General features: G+C 72.3%; 13 protein-coding genes. 8 read left to right on the top strand and 5 right to left on the bottom strand.

Going from position 1 to position 15059, the window contains the following annotated elements; all coding sequences use genetic code 11:
- Positions 1-1073: 1073 nt before the first annotated feature.
- On the top strand, positions 1074-2366 hold the full coding sequence (locus tag R9X44_RS13725; protein WP_319814498.1) for a cytochrome P450: 1293 nt from the start codon (positions 1074-1076) through the stop codon (positions 2364-2366).
- 220 nt (positions 2367-2586) lie between these two features.
- Here R9X44_RS13725 and R9X44_RS13730 read toward each other — a convergent pair whose 3' ends face one another.
- Positions 2587-3081 carry a PaaI family thioesterase gene (locus R9X44_RS13730; protein ID WP_319814499.1) on the bottom strand — a complete coding sequence of 165 codons (495 nt, stop codon included), beginning with the start codon at positions 3079-3081 and terminating at the stop codon, positions 2587-2589.
- Positions 3082-3217: 136 nt separating this feature from the next.
- Between R9X44_RS13730 and R9X44_RS13735 the strand changes: the two genes are divergently transcribed.
- Together R9X44_RS13735 and R9X44_RS13740 are read left to right on the top strand one after the other, a co-directional pair.
- A complete protein-coding gene (locus R9X44_RS13735; protein WP_319814500.1) occupies positions 3218-4102 on the top strand; it encodes an LLM class flavin-dependent oxidoreductase in 885 nt (294 codons plus the stop codon).
- A 114-nt stretch (positions 4103-4216) separates the two neighbouring features.
- Entirely contained in the window at positions 4217-5200 is a 984-nt protein-coding gene (locus R9X44_RS13740) for a patatin-like phospholipase family protein (RefSeq protein ID WP_319814501.1), read from the top strand.
- A gap of 46 nt (positions 5201-5246) precedes the next feature.
- Here R9X44_RS13740 and R9X44_RS13745 read toward each other — a convergent pair whose 3' ends face one another.
- On the bottom strand, positions 5247-6053 hold the full coding sequence (locus tag R9X44_RS13745; RefSeq protein ID WP_319814502.1) for a TetR/AcrR family transcriptional regulator: 807 nt from the start codon (positions 6051-6053) through the stop codon (positions 5247-5249).
- A gap of 341 nt (positions 6054-6394) precedes the next feature.
- Here R9X44_RS13745 and R9X44_RS13750 point away from each other — a divergent pair, with 341 nt between their 5' ends.
- Positions 6395-7342, top strand: a complete 948-nt coding sequence (locus R9X44_RS13750) for an ABC transporter ATP-binding protein (RefSeq protein WP_319814503.1) — start codon at positions 6395-6397, stop codon at positions 7340-7342.
- A gap of 331 nt (positions 7343-7673) precedes the next feature.
- Positions 7674-9128 carry a multidrug ABC transporter permease gene (locus tag R9X44_RS13755; protein WP_319814504.1) on the top strand — a complete coding sequence of 485 codons (1455 nt, stop codon included), beginning with the start codon at positions 7674-7676 and terminating at the stop codon, positions 9126-9128.
- 470 nt (positions 9129-9598) lie between these two features.
- On the opposite strand, the gene R9X44_RS13760 is transcribed toward R9X44_RS13755, so the two are convergent.
- Positions 9599-9823 carry a hypothetical protein gene (locus R9X44_RS13760; protein ID WP_319814505.1) on the bottom strand — a complete coding sequence of 75 codons (225 nt, stop codon included), beginning with the start codon at positions 9821-9823 and terminating at the stop codon, positions 9599-9601.
- 487 nt (positions 9824-10310) lie between these two features.
- Between R9X44_RS13760 and R9X44_RS13765 the strand changes: the two genes are divergently transcribed.
- The 3 genes from R9X44_RS13765 to R9X44_RS13775 are packed head-to-tail and all read left to right on the top strand — an operon-like array spanning position 10311 to position 11960.
- A complete protein-coding gene (locus R9X44_RS13765) occupies positions 10311-10697 on the top strand; it encodes a metalloregulator ArsR/SmtB family transcription factor (RefSeq protein WP_319814506.1) in 387 nt (128 codons plus the stop codon).
- Between the two features lie 5 nt (positions 10698-10702).
- Positions 10703-11326 carry a cation transporter gene (locus tag R9X44_RS13770; RefSeq protein WP_319814838.1) on the top strand — a complete coding sequence of 208 codons (624 nt, stop codon included), beginning with the start codon at positions 10703-10705 and terminating at the stop codon, positions 11324-11326.
- Between the two features lie 25 nt (positions 11327-11351).
- Positions 11352-11960 (top strand): isoprenylcysteine carboxylmethyltransferase family protein, encoded by a 609-nt coding sequence (locus R9X44_RS13775; protein WP_319814507.1) that lies wholly within the window; start codon positions 11352-11354, stop codon positions 11958-11960.
- Between the two features lie 125 nt (positions 11961-12085).
- Here R9X44_RS13775 and R9X44_RS13780 read toward each other — a convergent pair whose 3' ends face one another.
- Positions 12086-12511 (bottom strand): hypothetical protein, encoded by a 426-nt coding sequence (locus tag R9X44_RS13780; RefSeq protein WP_319814508.1) that lies wholly within the window; start codon positions 12509-12511, stop codon positions 12086-12088.
- A 9-nt stretch (positions 12512-12520) separates the two neighbouring features.
- Positions 12521-15004: an ATP-binding protein gene (locus R9X44_RS13785; RefSeq protein WP_319814509.1), complete on the bottom strand. Its 2484-nt coding sequence runs from the start codon at positions 15002-15004 to the stop codon at positions 12521-12523.
- Between the last annotated feature and the right edge of the window lie 55 nt (positions 15005-15059).

Genomic DNA, 15059 nt, shown 5'->3' on the forward strand with positions numbered 1-15059 from the left:
CCCTCCAAAAAGCCACCCCCACCAGCCTTTCCACCTTGCCCTCCGCCCCCACCCCCGCCCCCGCAACCCGACAAGGAACTCCCCAACCCACCCCAGGACCACGGACGCCCCCAACACACACACCCCTCGGACCATCCCGTCCGACACAGCCCGACCCCACCCCTACCACCCGAACCCACCCAAAGCCCCGAACCGCTCGGTCTCGCCACCCGATCACGCACAGATCCCCCACCCGCGCTCTCCACCCCCATACGCACAAATCCCCACGCCTCAAACTCACCCACCCAAGCCCGCACAAAACCCCAAGGCATCCGGCTCACCACGCGCGCAAAACCCCAAGGCGTCAAGCTCACCACGCCGCACAAAGCCCCAAGGCGTCGGGCTCGCCACGCCGCGCAAAGCCTCGCGCGGCGAAGCTCACCCGCCCGAGTACACGCAAGGCCACAAAGCGCCACGCAGGCGAGCGGCCCGTCCGCTCGCTGCCCACACCGCAAGGATGGCAGCCGTTCCACGTGCAGACCCGCAAGACCTCACGGCATAACTCTCACCCGCCCGATCTGGCGCAAGAGCCCCGCAGCATCGTGTTCCACGGGTGCACGCGCGGGGCCTCGTGGCACCGGGTTCGCCGCTCGCACGCCCTAGTCCGGGACGCGGGCCGGGCACGCGTGAAGCCTCACGGCGGCGAGCTTCGCGGCCGCGCAGCCAAGGGACACGCGGCATCGGGTTCACCGCTCACACGCCCTTCCAGGGCGCGGGCCGGGCACGCGTGAAGCCTTACGGCGCCGGGCTTCGCGGCCGCGCGGCCAAGGGGCGCGCGGCATCGGGTTCACCCTTCACACGCCCTTCCGGGGCGCGGGCCGGGCACGCGTGAAGCCTTACGGTGCCGGGCTTCGCGGCCGCGCGGCCAAGGGGCGCGCGGCATTGGGTTCGCCGTTCGCACGCCCTCCAGGGCGCGGGGCGGGGACGCGTGAAGCCCTACGGCGGCGGGCTTGGCGGCTGCGCGGCCCAAGGGCGCGCGGCATCGGTTCTGGTCCGCCGGGAGTTCGGCGGGTCGCGATGGAAGGGAAAGCACTATGGAAGAGATCGAGCAGCCGCAGACGGCTCCTGAGGGGGCTGCGCGGGTCGCGGAGTTGACGGGGGTCGATTTGTCGGATCCGACGGCGTATGCGGCGGGGACGCCGCATGAGGCGTTCGATGTGCTGCGGGCTGTCGCGCCGGTCGCGTGGAACGACGAGAGGCCCGTCGGACGGCGGGCGAGCGAGGCGTCGAGCGGGCTGCCCGCGCCGCCGTCGCCCGGCTTCTGGGCGGTGACCGACCACGCGCTCGTGCACGAGGTGTCGCGGCAGCCGTCGGTGTTCTCGTCCTACGCGGGCGGTGTCCAGCTGTTCAACGCCGACGCGCTCACCCTCGCCGGGCTGCGGCTGATGATGCTGTTCATGGACCCGCCCGACCACTCGCGGCTGCGTCGGATCATCTCCCCGGCCTTCTCGCCGCGCGCGGTCAGCGCGTTGCGCGCGTCGGTCGCGCGGCACGCCGCCGAGATCGCCGACGGGATCGCCGGCGCGGGCTCCGTCGACCTCGTCACCACGGTCTCCAAGGAGATGCCGACGCGGGTGCTCGCCGACCTCCTCGGCATGCCCGAGGCCGACCGGCACCTGATCGTCGAGTGGTCGGACGCGATGATCGGGTTCGAGGACGCCGAGCTCGCGGGCGACCCCGAGGCCGCCGTCGCGAGCTTCGGCGCGGCGATCGAGTACGGCAAGCAGGTCGCCGCCGACCGCAGGGCCAGGCCGACCGACGACATCATGTCCGCGATCGCCAACGCCGAGATCGACGGCGAACGCCTCACCGATGACGAGTTCTGTATGTTCTGGATCCTTCTCGTCATCGCGGGCAACGAGACAACCCGCAACTCCCTGTCCGGCGCGGTCATCGCACTCCAGGAACACGGGATGTGGGCGTCGCTCGCACGCAAAGGCGAGCCGTCGCCCACCGCGGTTGACGAGCTCATCAGGCTCGTCTCACCCGTCATGCAGTTCCGCAGGACCGCGACCCGTGACGTCGAGCTCGGCGGCCAGCACGTCCGCGCCGGAGACAAGGTCGTCCTCTGGTACACCGCCGCCAACCGCGACCCGAAGATCTTCGCCGACCCGCACCTGCCCGACCTGTCCCGCGACCCGAACCCGCACCTCGCCTTCGGCACCGGCCCGCACTTCTGCCTCGGCACCCGCCTCGCAAAACTCGAAATCACCGCAATGCTGGGCGAACTACTCACGCGCCACCCCCACCTACGCATCGACGGCGACATAAAACGCATCACCTCAACCTTCATCGCAGGCATCGACCACCTCCCCATAACCCTCTAACCACCCCACCCTTCGCAAGGGCAACGCAGCTCAGCTCCCGCCCCCGCACCCAGTTCCGCCACAAGGACGACGCAGGTCAGCTCCCGCCCCCGCGCCCGCGCCCGCTTTCGCCGTGAGGGCGACGCAGGTCAGGTTCCGGCTTCGCGCCCAGCTCCTTCGCGAAAGCGACACAGCCCAGGTCTCGGCTTCGCCCCCGGTTGCTTCGTGAGGGCGGCGCGGGTCAGGGGTTGGGTTGGCGGTGGGGTTTGATGTCGCGGGCGTGGGATTGGCCGGGGCGGAGGGGGACAGTGACGAAGGACAGGGTGGCGATGGCGGCGACGACGTCGCGGCCCTCGTCGTGGACGGTCACCTCGGCGACGGTCAGGGAACGGCCGCGCCGCAGCACCCGCACCACCGCGACGGCGGGGCCTACCGAGACCGGCGACAGGTAGCGGATGTTCAGGTCGGCGGTGGCGGCGCTGTCCCCGTCGGGCATGCCGTAGGCGACGGCCCGCCCGGCGGCGACGTCCACGAGCGTCGCGACGAGCCCGCCTTGCAGCCCGCCGCGCGTGTTGACCACCTTCGGCGTGATCGGCACCGCCATCGCGAGGTCCGCGCCCTCGGGCGTCGGCACGTCGTACATGTTGAGTGCGCCGAGCACATGGTCGCCGATCTCGAACGCCACCGCGGCCTGTGCGCCGAGTCCCTCCGACCGCCCATTACCCGTTCCACCCACGCGCCCTCCTCATACACATTTACCACTATCGAAGAACCATGTTCTCATGCGGGTGTCCCGCGCTCGGCGGCCGGGCTGCGTTCTCGGCCCGTCCGCACTCTGGACGCGGCGACCCGCTGCGGCGAGCATGTCGGACATGACCCCCGAGTTCCACCTGTACCTCCCGCAACTGCGGACGCCCGTCGCCGACATCGTCGAACGGGCGCGCGCGGCCGACGCCGCGGGCTTCACCGGGATCGCCTTCATGGACCACCTCGTCCCGCCGCTCGCCCCCGACCAGAACATGTGGGAGGCGATGACGCTCGCGTCATGGGTGCTGGCGCGGACGGCGACGCTCAAGGTCGGGCACCTCGTGCTGTGCGACTCCTTCCGGCACCCCGCGGTCCTCGCCAGGGAGGCGGTGACGCTCGACCACGCGTCCGGCGGGCGGTTCGAGCTCGGCCTCGGGTGGGGCTCGGTCCCTGACGAGCTCGAGACCTTCGGCGTCGGCTCGTCCTCGGCGCGGCACCGGCTGACCCGGCTCGCCGAGTCCCTGACGCTGCTGCGCGCGCTGTGGGCGGGCGAGACCGTCACCCACTACGGCGAGCACTTCACCCTCGTGGGCGCGCGGCAGCGGCCCGTGCCGACCCGGCCGATCCCGCTGACCATCGGCGGGACCGGCCCGCGCACCCTCGAACTCGTCAGGGCGCACGCCGACTGGTGGAACATCCCCGTCCAGCACCTCGACCGGCTCGCCGCACTCCGCGACCGCAAGGGCGACGCCCGCGTCTCCCTCCAGACGATGACGGCGCTCGTCCCCTCCGAACACGACCGCGCCGAGGTCACCGCCACCGCACGCCGCCGCTTCGGCGGCACAGTCATGGGCGAGAACCTGCTCCTCGGCACGGCCCCCGAACTCGCCGAGCGGTTCAGCGCCCTGCACGCCGACGGCGTCGACCGCTTCTACGTCTGGTTCACCGACTTCGCCCCGCCCGCGACGCTCGCCGCCTTCACCGACGTCATCGAGGCGGTGGCGCGCTGACCTCCCGACCACCGTCGATCTGGCCGCAGAGCACACCCCGATTTCGCCGGCTTGTGGGACAGCGGTAAACAAGGAGGGCACTGGCAGGATTCGGACGGACGGGGATCTCACGGCATGGAGGCTGAGCTCGCGGCCACCCACCCGGTGGTTATGGCGCTCGCGGAGCGGACACGGACCGGGAGCAGGCCGGGTGAGCGGACCGACGGCCTGCGCATAGCCCTCGCCATCGAGGGCGGCGGCATGCGCGGGACGATCTCGGCGGGCATGGCGCTCGCGCTCGCCCAGGCGGGGCTGACCGACGCGTTCGACGCGATCTACGGCGCTTCCGCGGGGGCGATCACCGGCGCGTGGCTGCTCACCGGCACGCCGGAACAGCTCAGGGGCTGGGCCGAGCCCCAGTACGCCAACGCCATGATCCGTTTCCGGAACGCCTGGCGCGGCAAGCCGATCGTCGACGTGCACGACCTCGTCGAGCACCTCTACGTCGAGGTCGCCAAGATGGACTTCGACGCGATCCTCGCCCACCCCGTCACCTACCACCCGCTGGCCACCGACGTGCGGACCGGTCTCGCGACCGACCTGCACCCATACCTGGGCTCGCCGGCCGACGTGCGTCTCGCCCTGCGCGCCAGCGCCGCCCTCCCGCTCCTCGCGGGCCCGCCCGTCGCGCTGGGCGGACGCCTGTTCTACGACGCGGGCCTCGCCGAGTCCATCCCCTACCGGACCGCCCTGGCGCAGGGCGCCACCCATGTCCTCGTGCTCCGTTCCCGCCCCGCCGGTCCTCCTCCACGACCGCGCCGCGGCCCTTCCCTCGGCTCGCGCCTCGTCGCGGCGACCGCGCTGCGCCACTCCGCCGAACTCCGCACCGCCTACTACTCCCGCCCTTCCCGCCTCGCCGAAGACACCACGCTGCTCACCACGCACAACACGACTCCCCTCACCTCGCCCCACCCTTCGGTCCTGACCGTGCACCCCGCCCCGACCGCCCCCGCCGTCGGCCGCCTGACCCGCTCCCCCCATCTCCTCACCGCCGCCCTGGAGGCCGGCCAAGCCGCCACCGCCCCCCTCCTGGCCCTCCTCACCCCACCCCACCCCTAACCTCCTCCTGGTCACGCCACTTCTAACCCCCTCCTGGCCGCGCCGGTCACGCTTCTCGGCCGGGTTCTGGGAGGGCGGTGGCGCGGAGGAAGGCGTCGGCGAACTCGGCGCAGACGGCGTCGGGGTCCGGGAGTTCGACGCCGGGCAGGGCGCTGAGGGCCGGCCTGGTGAGGAAGTGCATCATCACGGGGCCGATCATCTGCTGGGCGAGGACGGGCACCGGCATCGGGCGCAGCCGCCCTGCGGCGACCTCCTCGGCCAGCCACCCGCCGATCGCGGCGAGCAGCCGCGGGGCAAGGTGCCGCGCGAGCGTGTGCACGGCGGGCGCGGCAGGACGCGCGAACGCCTCGGCGAACATGGCGGGCATGACGCGCGGCTCCCGGGTGAGCGCCGCCGCGAGCACCCGGTACACCCGTCGGACGGTGTCGCCGAGATCCGCACGGGGACCGCCGAAGATCTCCTCGGCGTCGCGGATCGGGCTGTACCGCTCGAAGATCGCCTTGAGCAGTTCGTCCCGCCCCCCGAACACCGCGTACAGGCTGTGCACCGAACACCCCGCCGCGGCGGCCACCGCTTCCAGCGTCATCCCGGCGAGCCCGTTCGCACTGATCAGGTACGCCCCGGCCTCGACCGCGCGCTCCCGCACCGGCCGCTGTCCCCCCGGGTCGATCCCCGCAGCCCGCACCGCCTCGTCAAGCCCCTGACGCGACCCCCCGATCCGCCGCAACAACGTGCTGCGGGACATCCCCGCCTCCTGCGCGATCACCCGGGTCGGCACATCGGCGACATCCTTCCCCAGCCTCCGCGCGGCCCGCACCGCCGCCTCCACCACCTCAGCAAGCACCCCCTCCACAGACTCCCCTCCAGCAGATCCCCCGGACACAAGCGCCCCCTCGTCACACACCCCTTCCGCGCGCGCCCCCTCTTCGGGCACCCCCTCGTCACGCACCCCCTCCGCAGGCACCCCTTCCGCAGGCACCCCGTCGGCGGACGCCCCCGGCGCAGTCCCCCGGACAGGGGACACCGACCCAGAGGGCACCCCGTCTGCGGGCACCCCGGCAGCGGGTTCCGGCATATCGGCCTCCTCGGATTCCCTTAGGTCTGGACAGGACTCAAGTTAACATGTACTCATGCTTCATGACTGCTTCGCCTCCAGGTCGGCGGGGTGACGCAGCCGCCCCCTAGGAGGAGTTCATGCGGACAACCGCCGGGCAGGCCGTCACCGGGCGCGGGCGGCACGCGAGTGCGTCGGTGATCCAGGTCGAGGGGCTCGTCAAGGCGTTCGGCGACTTCCGCGCGCTCGACGGCCTCGACCTCACCGTCGCGCGCGGCGAGGTGCACGGCTTCCTCGGCCCGAACGGCGCGGGAAAGTCGACGACGATCCGCGTGCTGCTCGGCCTGCTCCGCGCGAACGCGGGCAGGGTCGAGGTGTTGGGCGGCGACCCCTGGAAGGACGTCGTCGCGCTGCACCGCCGCCTCGCCTACGTGCCCGGCGACGTGTCGCTGTGGCCGGGCATGACCGGCGGCGAGGCCATCGACCTGCTCGGCAACCTGCGCGGCGGCCTTGACGAGACACGCCGCCGCGACCTCGTCGCGCGTTTCGAGCTCGACCCGACCAAGCGCGGCCGTCAGTACTCCAAGGGCAACCGGCAGAAGGTCGCCCTCGTCGCCGCGCTCGCCTCGGACGTGGAACTGCTGATCCTCGACGAGCCGACCTCGGGCCTCGACCCGCTCATGGAAGCCGTGTTCCAGGAGGAGATCGCCAAGGAGAAGGAGCGCGGCCGCAGCGTGCTGCTGTCGAGCCACATCCTCTCCGAGGCCGAAGCCCTCGCCGACCGCGTCAGCATCATCCGCGCGGGCAAGGTTGTCGAGACCGGCACGCTCGACCAGCTACGCCGTCACACCCGCACCACGATCCACGCCACCCTCACAGAACCACCCCCGAACCTCGACTCACTGCGCTTCATCAAGAACGCCACCCTCGAAGGCGCCCACTTCACCGGCACCGTTGACCCCGCCGACCTCAACGCCGCGATGGCCGAACTCACCCGTCACCAGCTCAGCGCACTCACCATCACACCCCCTTCCCTCCAGGACCTGTTCCTCCGCCACTACGCCGCCCCCGAGGACACCCAGGCATGACCCCCAAACGCCCCAGTGCCCTTCCCGCACACGCCTCCTCTCGGACGAGGCCACCAGCGCACTGCACCCCGATGACCCCCGAACGTCCCAGTTCCCACCGCGTGCACGGCTTGCCGCAAGGGCGGCAACGCATGGGCACCCCTGCGAGCCTCCGCCCCCTCCTCACGCACACCTACTTCCAAGGAGCCGGGGTGTGAGGGGGTTTGTGGGGGTTCGGGTCTTGTTGAAGGTGACGGTTCGGCAGGATCGACGGGCGATTATGCCGTGGATCGTGTTGATCACCGCGCTTTCGGTGTCGTCGATTGTGGCTTATGGGTGGGTGTTTCCTGATGTGGCGAGTCGGCGGCAGTTGGGCGCGACGCTTGGCGCTAATCCCGCGCTGAGCCTTGTGTTCGGGCCTGCGCGCGATCTGAGCAGCGCCGACGGGTTCAACGCCTGGCGGGCCGGAGCGCTCGGCGGGTTCTTCGCCGCCCTGATGGCGATCTTCGCCGTGGTGCGCAACAGCCGCGCCGACGAGGACTCCGGGCAGGGCGAGCTGCTCGCCTCCGGCGTCATGGGACGCCAGGCGCGGCTCGCCACAGCCGTGGTGCTCGCCGCACTCGCCTCCGTTGCCCTGGGCCTGGTCTCCTGGCTGGCGACGGTCGCCGTGGGCGGCGGCCTCACCAACTCCCTCGCCCTTGCCGCGACGTTCACCGCCTCAGGGCTGATGTTCACCGGCGTCGCCGCCGTCGCCGCGCAGATCGGATCCGACGCCCGTACCGCGAACACGATCGCCGTCACCGTGCTCGGCGTCGCGTTCATCGCCCGTGGATACCTCGACGCCGCCCAGGCCGCGGAGTGGACGGCCTGGCTCACCCCGCTCGGCTGGCTCGGCCAGGTCAGACCCGCCGCGGGCAACGACTTCCTGCCGCTGCTGCCCGCGCTCGGCCTCGCCCTTGTGCTCGTCGCGATCGCGGCGCTGCTCAACGGCCGCCGTGACTTCGGGTTCGGCATGATCGCGCCCCGCCGCGGACCCGCCCGCGGCGGAAGCTCGGCCAATGTGTGGGGCCTTGCCCTGCGTCTCAACCGTGGGTCGATCAGCGCGTGGCTCATCGCGTTCGCCGCGCTCGGCGCGGTGCTCGGCAGCCTCAGCGGGCCGGTCAGCGACATCTTCGCCGAAAGCCGCAACCTGCCGGGGTTCCTCAGTGCCGCGGCCGGGGCCGGGCCGCACGCCATGCTGTTCGCCTTCATCACCCAGATCCTCCAGATCATCGCGATCGTCGCCGCGGTCTTCGGCGTCCAGATCGTCCTCCGCGTTCATGCCGAGGAACTCGACTATCGCCTCGAACCCCTCCTCGCCGCCTCCCTCAGTCGAGGGAGATATCTGGCGAGCAACGCGGTCCTCGCGTTCCTGGCCCCGGCCGCCGCTTTGCTCTTGGCGGGCGCGGTGCTCGGCTTCGTCGTGCACCGCACGGAGCCGGCCATCCCCGTCGGCGATGTGCTGGGCCAGGCCGCCGCCACCGTCCCGGCGGTCTGGGTGCTCGTGGCCCTGGCGCTCGCCGCCGTCGGCGCGCGACCCCGTCTGCGGATCGTCGGCTGGCTTGGCGTCATCGCGACGTTCGCCCTCACGATCCTCGGCCCGCTGTTCAACCTGTGGGACGAGATCCTCGGCATCAGCCCACTCCGCCACGTCCCCGACACCACAGCCGCAGCGGCGAGCTGGACCGGCCTCGCCGTCGTGACGGCCCTTGCCGCCGCCCTCACCGCCGTCGGCTTCCTCGGTTTCGCCCGCCGCGACATCACCTGACCGCCCCACGCCCCCGGGCTCTGCCCGGCCGATCTACAGAGCAACCTGGCCCGCCCGACACCTCCGGGCCTCCGCCCGATCGGCAAGGCAACCGGGCCTCCACCCGCCCAACAAAGCAACCGAACCGCTTGACTACCCCGGGACGACGCGTCCTGCAGCAGCCCGGGAGTGCTGCGGCACCCGCCAAGCGAACGAACCGCTTGACGGACCCGAGACGACACGGCCTGCAGTGGCCCGGGGGCGCTGCGGCATGCGCCAAGCGAACGAACCGCTTGACGGACCCGAGACGACACGGCCTGCAGCGGTCCGAGGGTGCTGCGCCACGCGCCAAGTAAACGAACCGCTTGACGGACCCGGGGCGACGCGTCCTGCAGTGGCCCGGGGTGCTGCGGCGGGCGTCAGGCAACCGAGCCGCCTCTTGCCCCGGGGCGCCGCGAGGTGCGGCGGCCCGGGGTGTTATGCCGGGTGGGTCAGTCCCACCAGCGTTGTAGGCGGAAGGCGTCGTGGTGTTGGACGACCTCGGCGACGGCGACGGCGGTACCGTTCTCCTCGGTGAGCTGGAGTCGGTACAGGCGGGCGTCGCCGGGGGCCTGCCACTGGTGCAGGACCCGGACCCCGTAGCTCCTTCCCGCACGCGTGATGCGTACCGGACGTCCTGCCGCGATCTCGGCCCCGATGAATTCGTTCCTCAGCACGCGGGTACCCTACCGCATCATTCGTTCATATGTTCGACTGACCAGCACTTCGCCGGTTCGGAGTGTCGACCCCCCACCCCCCACCCCCCGCCGCCCAACTCCCCCACCCCACACCCCCGGCCCCCGGCCCCTTGGCCTCCCGTCCCCGACTTCTCCCCCACCCCCCGTTACCCGACTCTCCTCCCGCCCCCGCCCCGGACTCCCCGGCCTCCCGACCCCGTGACTCGCCGGTCTCCCCCCTCGGGGGGCCCGGCCTCCCCCTACCCCCGCCGCCCGACCCCTCCGCCCCGGACCCCCGACCCCGTGACTCGCCGGTCTCCCCCCTCGGGGCCCGGCCTCCCCTTATCCCCGCCGCCCGACCCCCCTGCCCCGGACCCCCCGACCCCGTGACTCGCCGGTCTGCCCCCTCGGGGCCCCCGGCCTCCTGACCCATCGCTGACGCCCTCGGTCTCCTTGACTCATCGCTGGGGCGGCATATCATCGTGGTATGGCGATTGATTCCGGATGTGGAATGGATGTTGTGGGGATGGCTCCGGCGGCGGCGCTGTTCCATTCGCTTGCTGACCCGGTGCGGTTGTCGATTGTGCGGCGGCTTGCCGAGGGGGAGGCGAGGGTCGTTGATTTGACGCGCGCGCTGGGGCTGGCGCAGTCGACGGTGTCGAAGCACCTCGGGTGTCTGAGGGGTTGCAAGCTCGTGGACTTTCGCGCCGAGGGACGGCAGTCATTCTACTTCCTCGCGGCTCCTGAGCTCCTCGATCTGCTGCGGTCGGCCGAGCGGCTCCTGGCCGTCACCGATCGGGCCGTGGCACTGTGCCCGACCTACGGCGTCGACGGAACCGCCGAGCCCGGCGCGTGCGGGCCGGTGACGGCGTGAGCGTCATGTCGCTGGGCCCGTCGCCGCGGCGGCGTGCGGTGCTCGCGCGACGGGTGCGGCTGCTCGTCTCGGCGACGATCGCCTACAACGTGGTCGAGGCAGTCGTCGCGCTGTCGGCGGGGGCCGCGGCGTCGTCGGGCGCGCTCGTGGCGTTCGGGCTCGACTCGGTGATCGAGGTCGCTTCCGCAGCCGCGGTCGCCTGGCAGTTCTCCGCCCGCGATCCGCACCTGGTCCACCGGCGTGAGCGGCGCGCGCTGCGGATCATCGCCGTGTCGTTCTTCGCGCTGGCCGCCTACGTCACCGCCGATTCGGTGCTCACCCTGGCGGGCGGCGGGGAGGCCGAGCACTCCGGCGTCGGGCTCGCGCTCGCGGCTCTGTCGCTCGCGGTCATGCCATTCCTTTCGTACGCGCAACGGCATGCGGGGCGTGAGCTCGGGTCGGCGAGCGCGGTCGCGGACTCCAAGCAGACCCTGTTGTGCACGTACCTGTCGGCTGTACTGCTCGTCGGCTTGGGCGTCAACAGCCTGCTCGGCTGGTCGTGGGCCGACCCCGTCGCCGCCCTTGTCATCGCCGCCGTCGCCGTCAGGGAGGGCCGTGCGGCCTGGCGCGGCGACGCCTGCTGCCCATGATGTCCCGTGTACTGAAGGAGTGTTCATGGCGATCGCCGCTTTGGCCATCTATGTGGGGTGGGCCGCCGGAGCGTTCGGGTGGCGTTCTTACGCGCAGTGGCGCGCGACCGGCGACGCGGGGTTCCGCGCCGTCGGCCTGCGGCCGGGCAGCGTCCAGTGGTGGGTGCGGGTCGCCTTCACGGGCGCGATCCTGATCGGCGCGGCGGGGCCGGTCGCCGCCTTGTCCGGCCTCGAGCCCGTCGCCGCCCTCGACCACCCTGCGGCGCGGATCGCGGGAACGGTCGTCGCGGTGACGGGGACGCTCGCGACGTTCGCCGCGCAGGCCGCGATGGGCGCGTCGTGGCGGATCGGCGTCGACGAGTCCGAACGCACCGACCTCGTCACCGACGGGCCCTTCGCCCTCGCCCGCAACCCCATCTTCACCGCGATGATCGTGACCGCCGTAGGGCTCGCCGCCATGACGCCGAACCCCGTCTCGCTGACGGGCCTCGTCCTCACCGTCGCGGCCATCGAACTCCAGGTCCGCGCCGTGGAAGAGCCCTACCTCCACCGCACCCACGGCCGCCACTACCTGACCTACGCCTCCCGGGTAGGCAGGTTCCTGCCTCGCGTGGGCCGCCTCCCCAACCCCTGATCCCCGGCCAGGAAGGCGGTGCCACGCCGCCGGTCCGTCATCCGCTGTTCGCCCGCTACTACGCGCGCGCCAGCCGCGCCCAGGAGCGCGGCGTAGGTCCCGCCTCACCCCGGGGGTGGGGTTGGTCAGGGGTTGGTGATGTGGAGGTCGCGGCCGGCGACGTAGGTGCCGGACTGGTGGACGTCGCCGCCCGCGACGGCGCCGGACTGGGACGCCTGGACGTGCCGGGGGCCTTCGGCCTTGGCGGCGTTCACGAGGGGGGTGAGGGTCGCGGCGAAGTCGGGGTCGGCGGCGAGGAGTTCGGCGAGGGCGTTCTGGAGTGTCGTGCGGCGTGCCTCGCTGTCGGGCTGCGCTTCGGCGCCGTCAAGGATCGCCTCCTCGTACGGCTGGCCGGTAACGCGGGCGCGGATGGCGCGGTAGAGGTCGGTGACGCGCTGGGAGGCACGGTCGGTCGCGGTCTCGCCGATGCGGGCGAGCCCTCCCCCGGCGATCTGGCCGAGGTAGGGGGCGAGGATGCCGACGGCGGCCGCGGCGAGCGTGACGGGTTCCATGAAGTCCCTTCAGGGATGCGGGAGGCCGAGCCCTTCGAGGAGGGCGCGGGCGGTCTCGGCGTGGGTGGCGGTCGGGTCGAGCTCGGCGAGGCCGAGCAGGGCGCGGGCCTGTCCGTGCGGGTCGTGGGCCCCCCGGTAGGCGACGAGTGCTTCGTCATAAGCGCGCGCGGCGGCGGCAGGGTCGCCCGCGGCGAGGGCGAGGTCGGCGCGGACGCGCAGGGCGTCCCCGATGCCCTGGAGGTTGCCGACGAGTTCGAAGTGCCCGATCGCCTCGTCGGTCAGGGCGGGGTCGGCCCTGAGCCGCGCGAGATGGACGAGCGCGGCCCCCTGCGCGTCGGACTCCGGGACGTCCATGTCCGCGAAGATCCGCCGCGCCTCTTCCAGCCGTTCGGCGTCCCCGAGGGCCGCGCCAAGATGGATGAGCGCCCAGCCGCGGCCGTAGGCGTCGCCGATCTGGGTGAACAGCGCGAGCGCCGTCTCGTTGTGTCCGACGGCCGCCTCGATCTCGCCGTACTGGCGCAGGATCCGGCCGAGGTGGTTGTGCGCCCAGCCGCGTCCCTGCGGATGGTCGATCTCGGTGAACAGGCGCAGCGCCTCGCCGTGGTGGTGCCGCGCGTCCGCAAGACGCCACCGCGCGCCGAGCACGGAGCACAGGTTGTTGTGCGACCAGCCTTCGGCGGCCTTGTCGCCGACGCGGTGCAGCAGGTCGACGGCCCGTCGCAGGGTCGCCTCGGCGGCCTCAAGGTCACGCCGCCAGAACTGGACGTGCCCGAGCGTGCGCAGGACGAGGCCCTCGCCGTGCGCGTCATCTGCCTCGCGGAAGATGGCCGCCGCCTGGTCAAGGCAGTCGGTCGCCTCGTCGTACCTGTGCGTCTCGCGGTAGAGGGTACCCAGGTGGGACAGCGTGTTGGCGAGGGTGCGGCGGGCCTCGGGCCTGTCCCGCAGGAGGTGTGCCGCGGCTGTGGCGTCTTCGATCGCCTCGTTCTGCCGCCGGGTGAGCCGCAGCGGCCACGCCCTCAGGTACAGGGCGACGCCCAACGCGGCGGGGTCGCCGAGCCGTCGTGCCCCCGCCAGGGCGAGTTCCGCGCCTTCGAGCCAGTCGGCCCAGTGGCCGCGCACCTCGAAGAACCCCGCGAGCTGGGCGACGATCCGCCACGGAATGTCGTCTCTGCCGGTCTCGGCCGCCTGCCGGACGGCCGCCATGAGCACGGCGTGTTCCTCGCTCAGCGCGTCGAGCGCCTCGGTGTAGACGTCGTCGTCGGCGTGGCGGCGGCCGTCGACGCCGATGTGGCGGCCCCAGCGCGTCGCCGTCAGGACGCACCAGTCGAGCGCCCGGTCCACCGCCGCCGCACGCTCGGCCTCGGCGTCCTCGGCCAGCGCGAGCTCCTGCGCGAACACCTTGACCAGGTCGTGGAACCGCGCACGTCCCTCACCGAGCGAGCCGAGCAGATGGGTGTCGAACAGCTCGCCCAGCGTCTCCTCAGCGGTGTCCGTGCCCGCGACGGCGAGGGCGAGCTCGTCGCTCAGATCGGGTACCGACAGCAGGCTGAGCAGCCGGAAGTGCCGGGCGGCGGCCGGGGACAGCGCCTCGTAGCTGAGCGCGAAGCTGGCCCGCAGGTCGAGGTGGTCGGTGCGCAGGAGGTCGAGCCGCGCCGAGGCGAGCCGTCCGGCGAACCTGGCGAGCGGCATCCGCCGGTTCGACGGCTTGGTCAGCTGCGCGCCCGCCATGTGGATCGCGAGCGGAAGCGCCCCGCACAGCCTGACGATCTCGCGCGCCGCCTCGGGATCACCGTCGACCCGCGCCGCGCCGACCCGCTCCTGAAGCAGGGCGAAAGCCTCGTCGTCGGCCATCCTCCCCAGGTCCATCTCCTGAATTCCCTCAAGCTCCGAGAAACTGCGCCGGGATGTCATCAACACCCCGCAGTCGGGGCGTCCCGGGAGTACTTCCCGGATCTGGCTGAGGGAACGCACGCTGTCGAGGACGAGCAGCGTCCGCGCGGGCAGTTCGGCGTGGAACAGGTCGGCGCGGGCGGCGAGGCTCGCGGGAATGCGGCTCTCGGCGACGCCGAGCTGCACGAGCATCCGGAACAGCACCTCGCGGGCGTCCAGCTCGGGCAGGCCCGCCTGGCTGAGTTCGAGGAACAACTGGCCGCCGGTGTAGCTTGAGGCGACCTGGTGGGCGGCGCGCACCGCGAGCGTCGTCTTGCCGCTGCCCGGCCCGTTGCAGACGTTCACCAGCGGGGTCGGGAAGCGCTGGTAGTCGAGCCACGCGCGGACCTCGGCGAGCTCGGCGTGGCGGCCGACGAACGTGCGCACGTCGCGCCGCCGCAGCGCGACCGGCGCGCGCGGGCCGGGGACGTCGGCGCCGTACTGGTGGACGTGGACGGTCCCCACGTGGTTGTCGCGGCCCGCGGCGAACTGTGCTCGCTGATGGAAGTCACCGGCCGCCGAGGCACCGGAGTCGACGACGTTCGGGGGATCCGAGGACACCATGGGGATGAGTCTCCGGGATTCTCAGCCCCGTTGTCCACGAGTTCGCGCACACAAC

The sequence above is a fragment of the Actinocorallia sp. A-T 12471 genome (assembly GCF_033875155.1).
GTDB lineage: Bacteria > Actinomycetota > Actinomycetes > Streptosporangiales > Streptosporangiaceae > Actinocorallia.

Excerpts from the sequence above, each read along its gene's own strand:
- R9X44_RS13725 (WP_319814498.1), top strand. The coding sequence starts at position 1,074 with ATGGAAGAGATCGAGCAGCCGCAGACGGCTCCTGAGGGGGCTGCGCGG.
- R9X44_RS13735 (WP_319814500.1), top strand. The coding sequence starts at position 3,218 with ATGACCCCCGAGTTCCACCTGTACCTCCCGCAACTGCGGACGCCCGTC.
- R9X44_RS13740 (WP_319814501.1), top strand. The coding sequence starts at position 4,217 with ATGGAGGCTGAGCTCGCGGCCACCCACCCGGTGGTTATGGCGCTCGCG.
- R9X44_RS13750 (WP_319814503.1), top strand. The coding sequence starts at position 6,395 with ATGCGGACAACCGCCGGGCAGGCCGTCACCGGGCGCGGGCGGCACGCG.
- R9X44_RS13765 (WP_319814506.1), top strand. The coding sequence starts at position 10,311 with ATGGCGATTGATTCCGGATGTGGAATGGATGTTGTGGGGATGGCTCCG.
- R9X44_RS13770 (WP_319814838.1), top strand. The coding sequence starts at position 10,703 with ATGTCGCTGGGCCCGTCGCCGCGGCGGCGTGCGGTGCTCGCGCGACGG.
- R9X44_RS13775 (WP_319814507.1), top strand. The coding sequence starts at position 11,352 with ATGGCGATCGCCGCTTTGGCCATCTATGTGGGGTGGGCCGCCGGAGCG.
- R9X44_RS13780 (WP_319814508.1), bottom strand. The coding sequence starts at position 12,511 with ATGGAACCCGTCACGCTCGCCGCGGCCGCCGTCGGCATCCTCGCCCCC.
- R9X44_RS13785 (WP_319814509.1), bottom strand. The coding sequence starts at position 15,004 with ATGGTGTCCTCGGATCCCCCGAACGTCGTCGACTCCGGTGCCTCGGCG.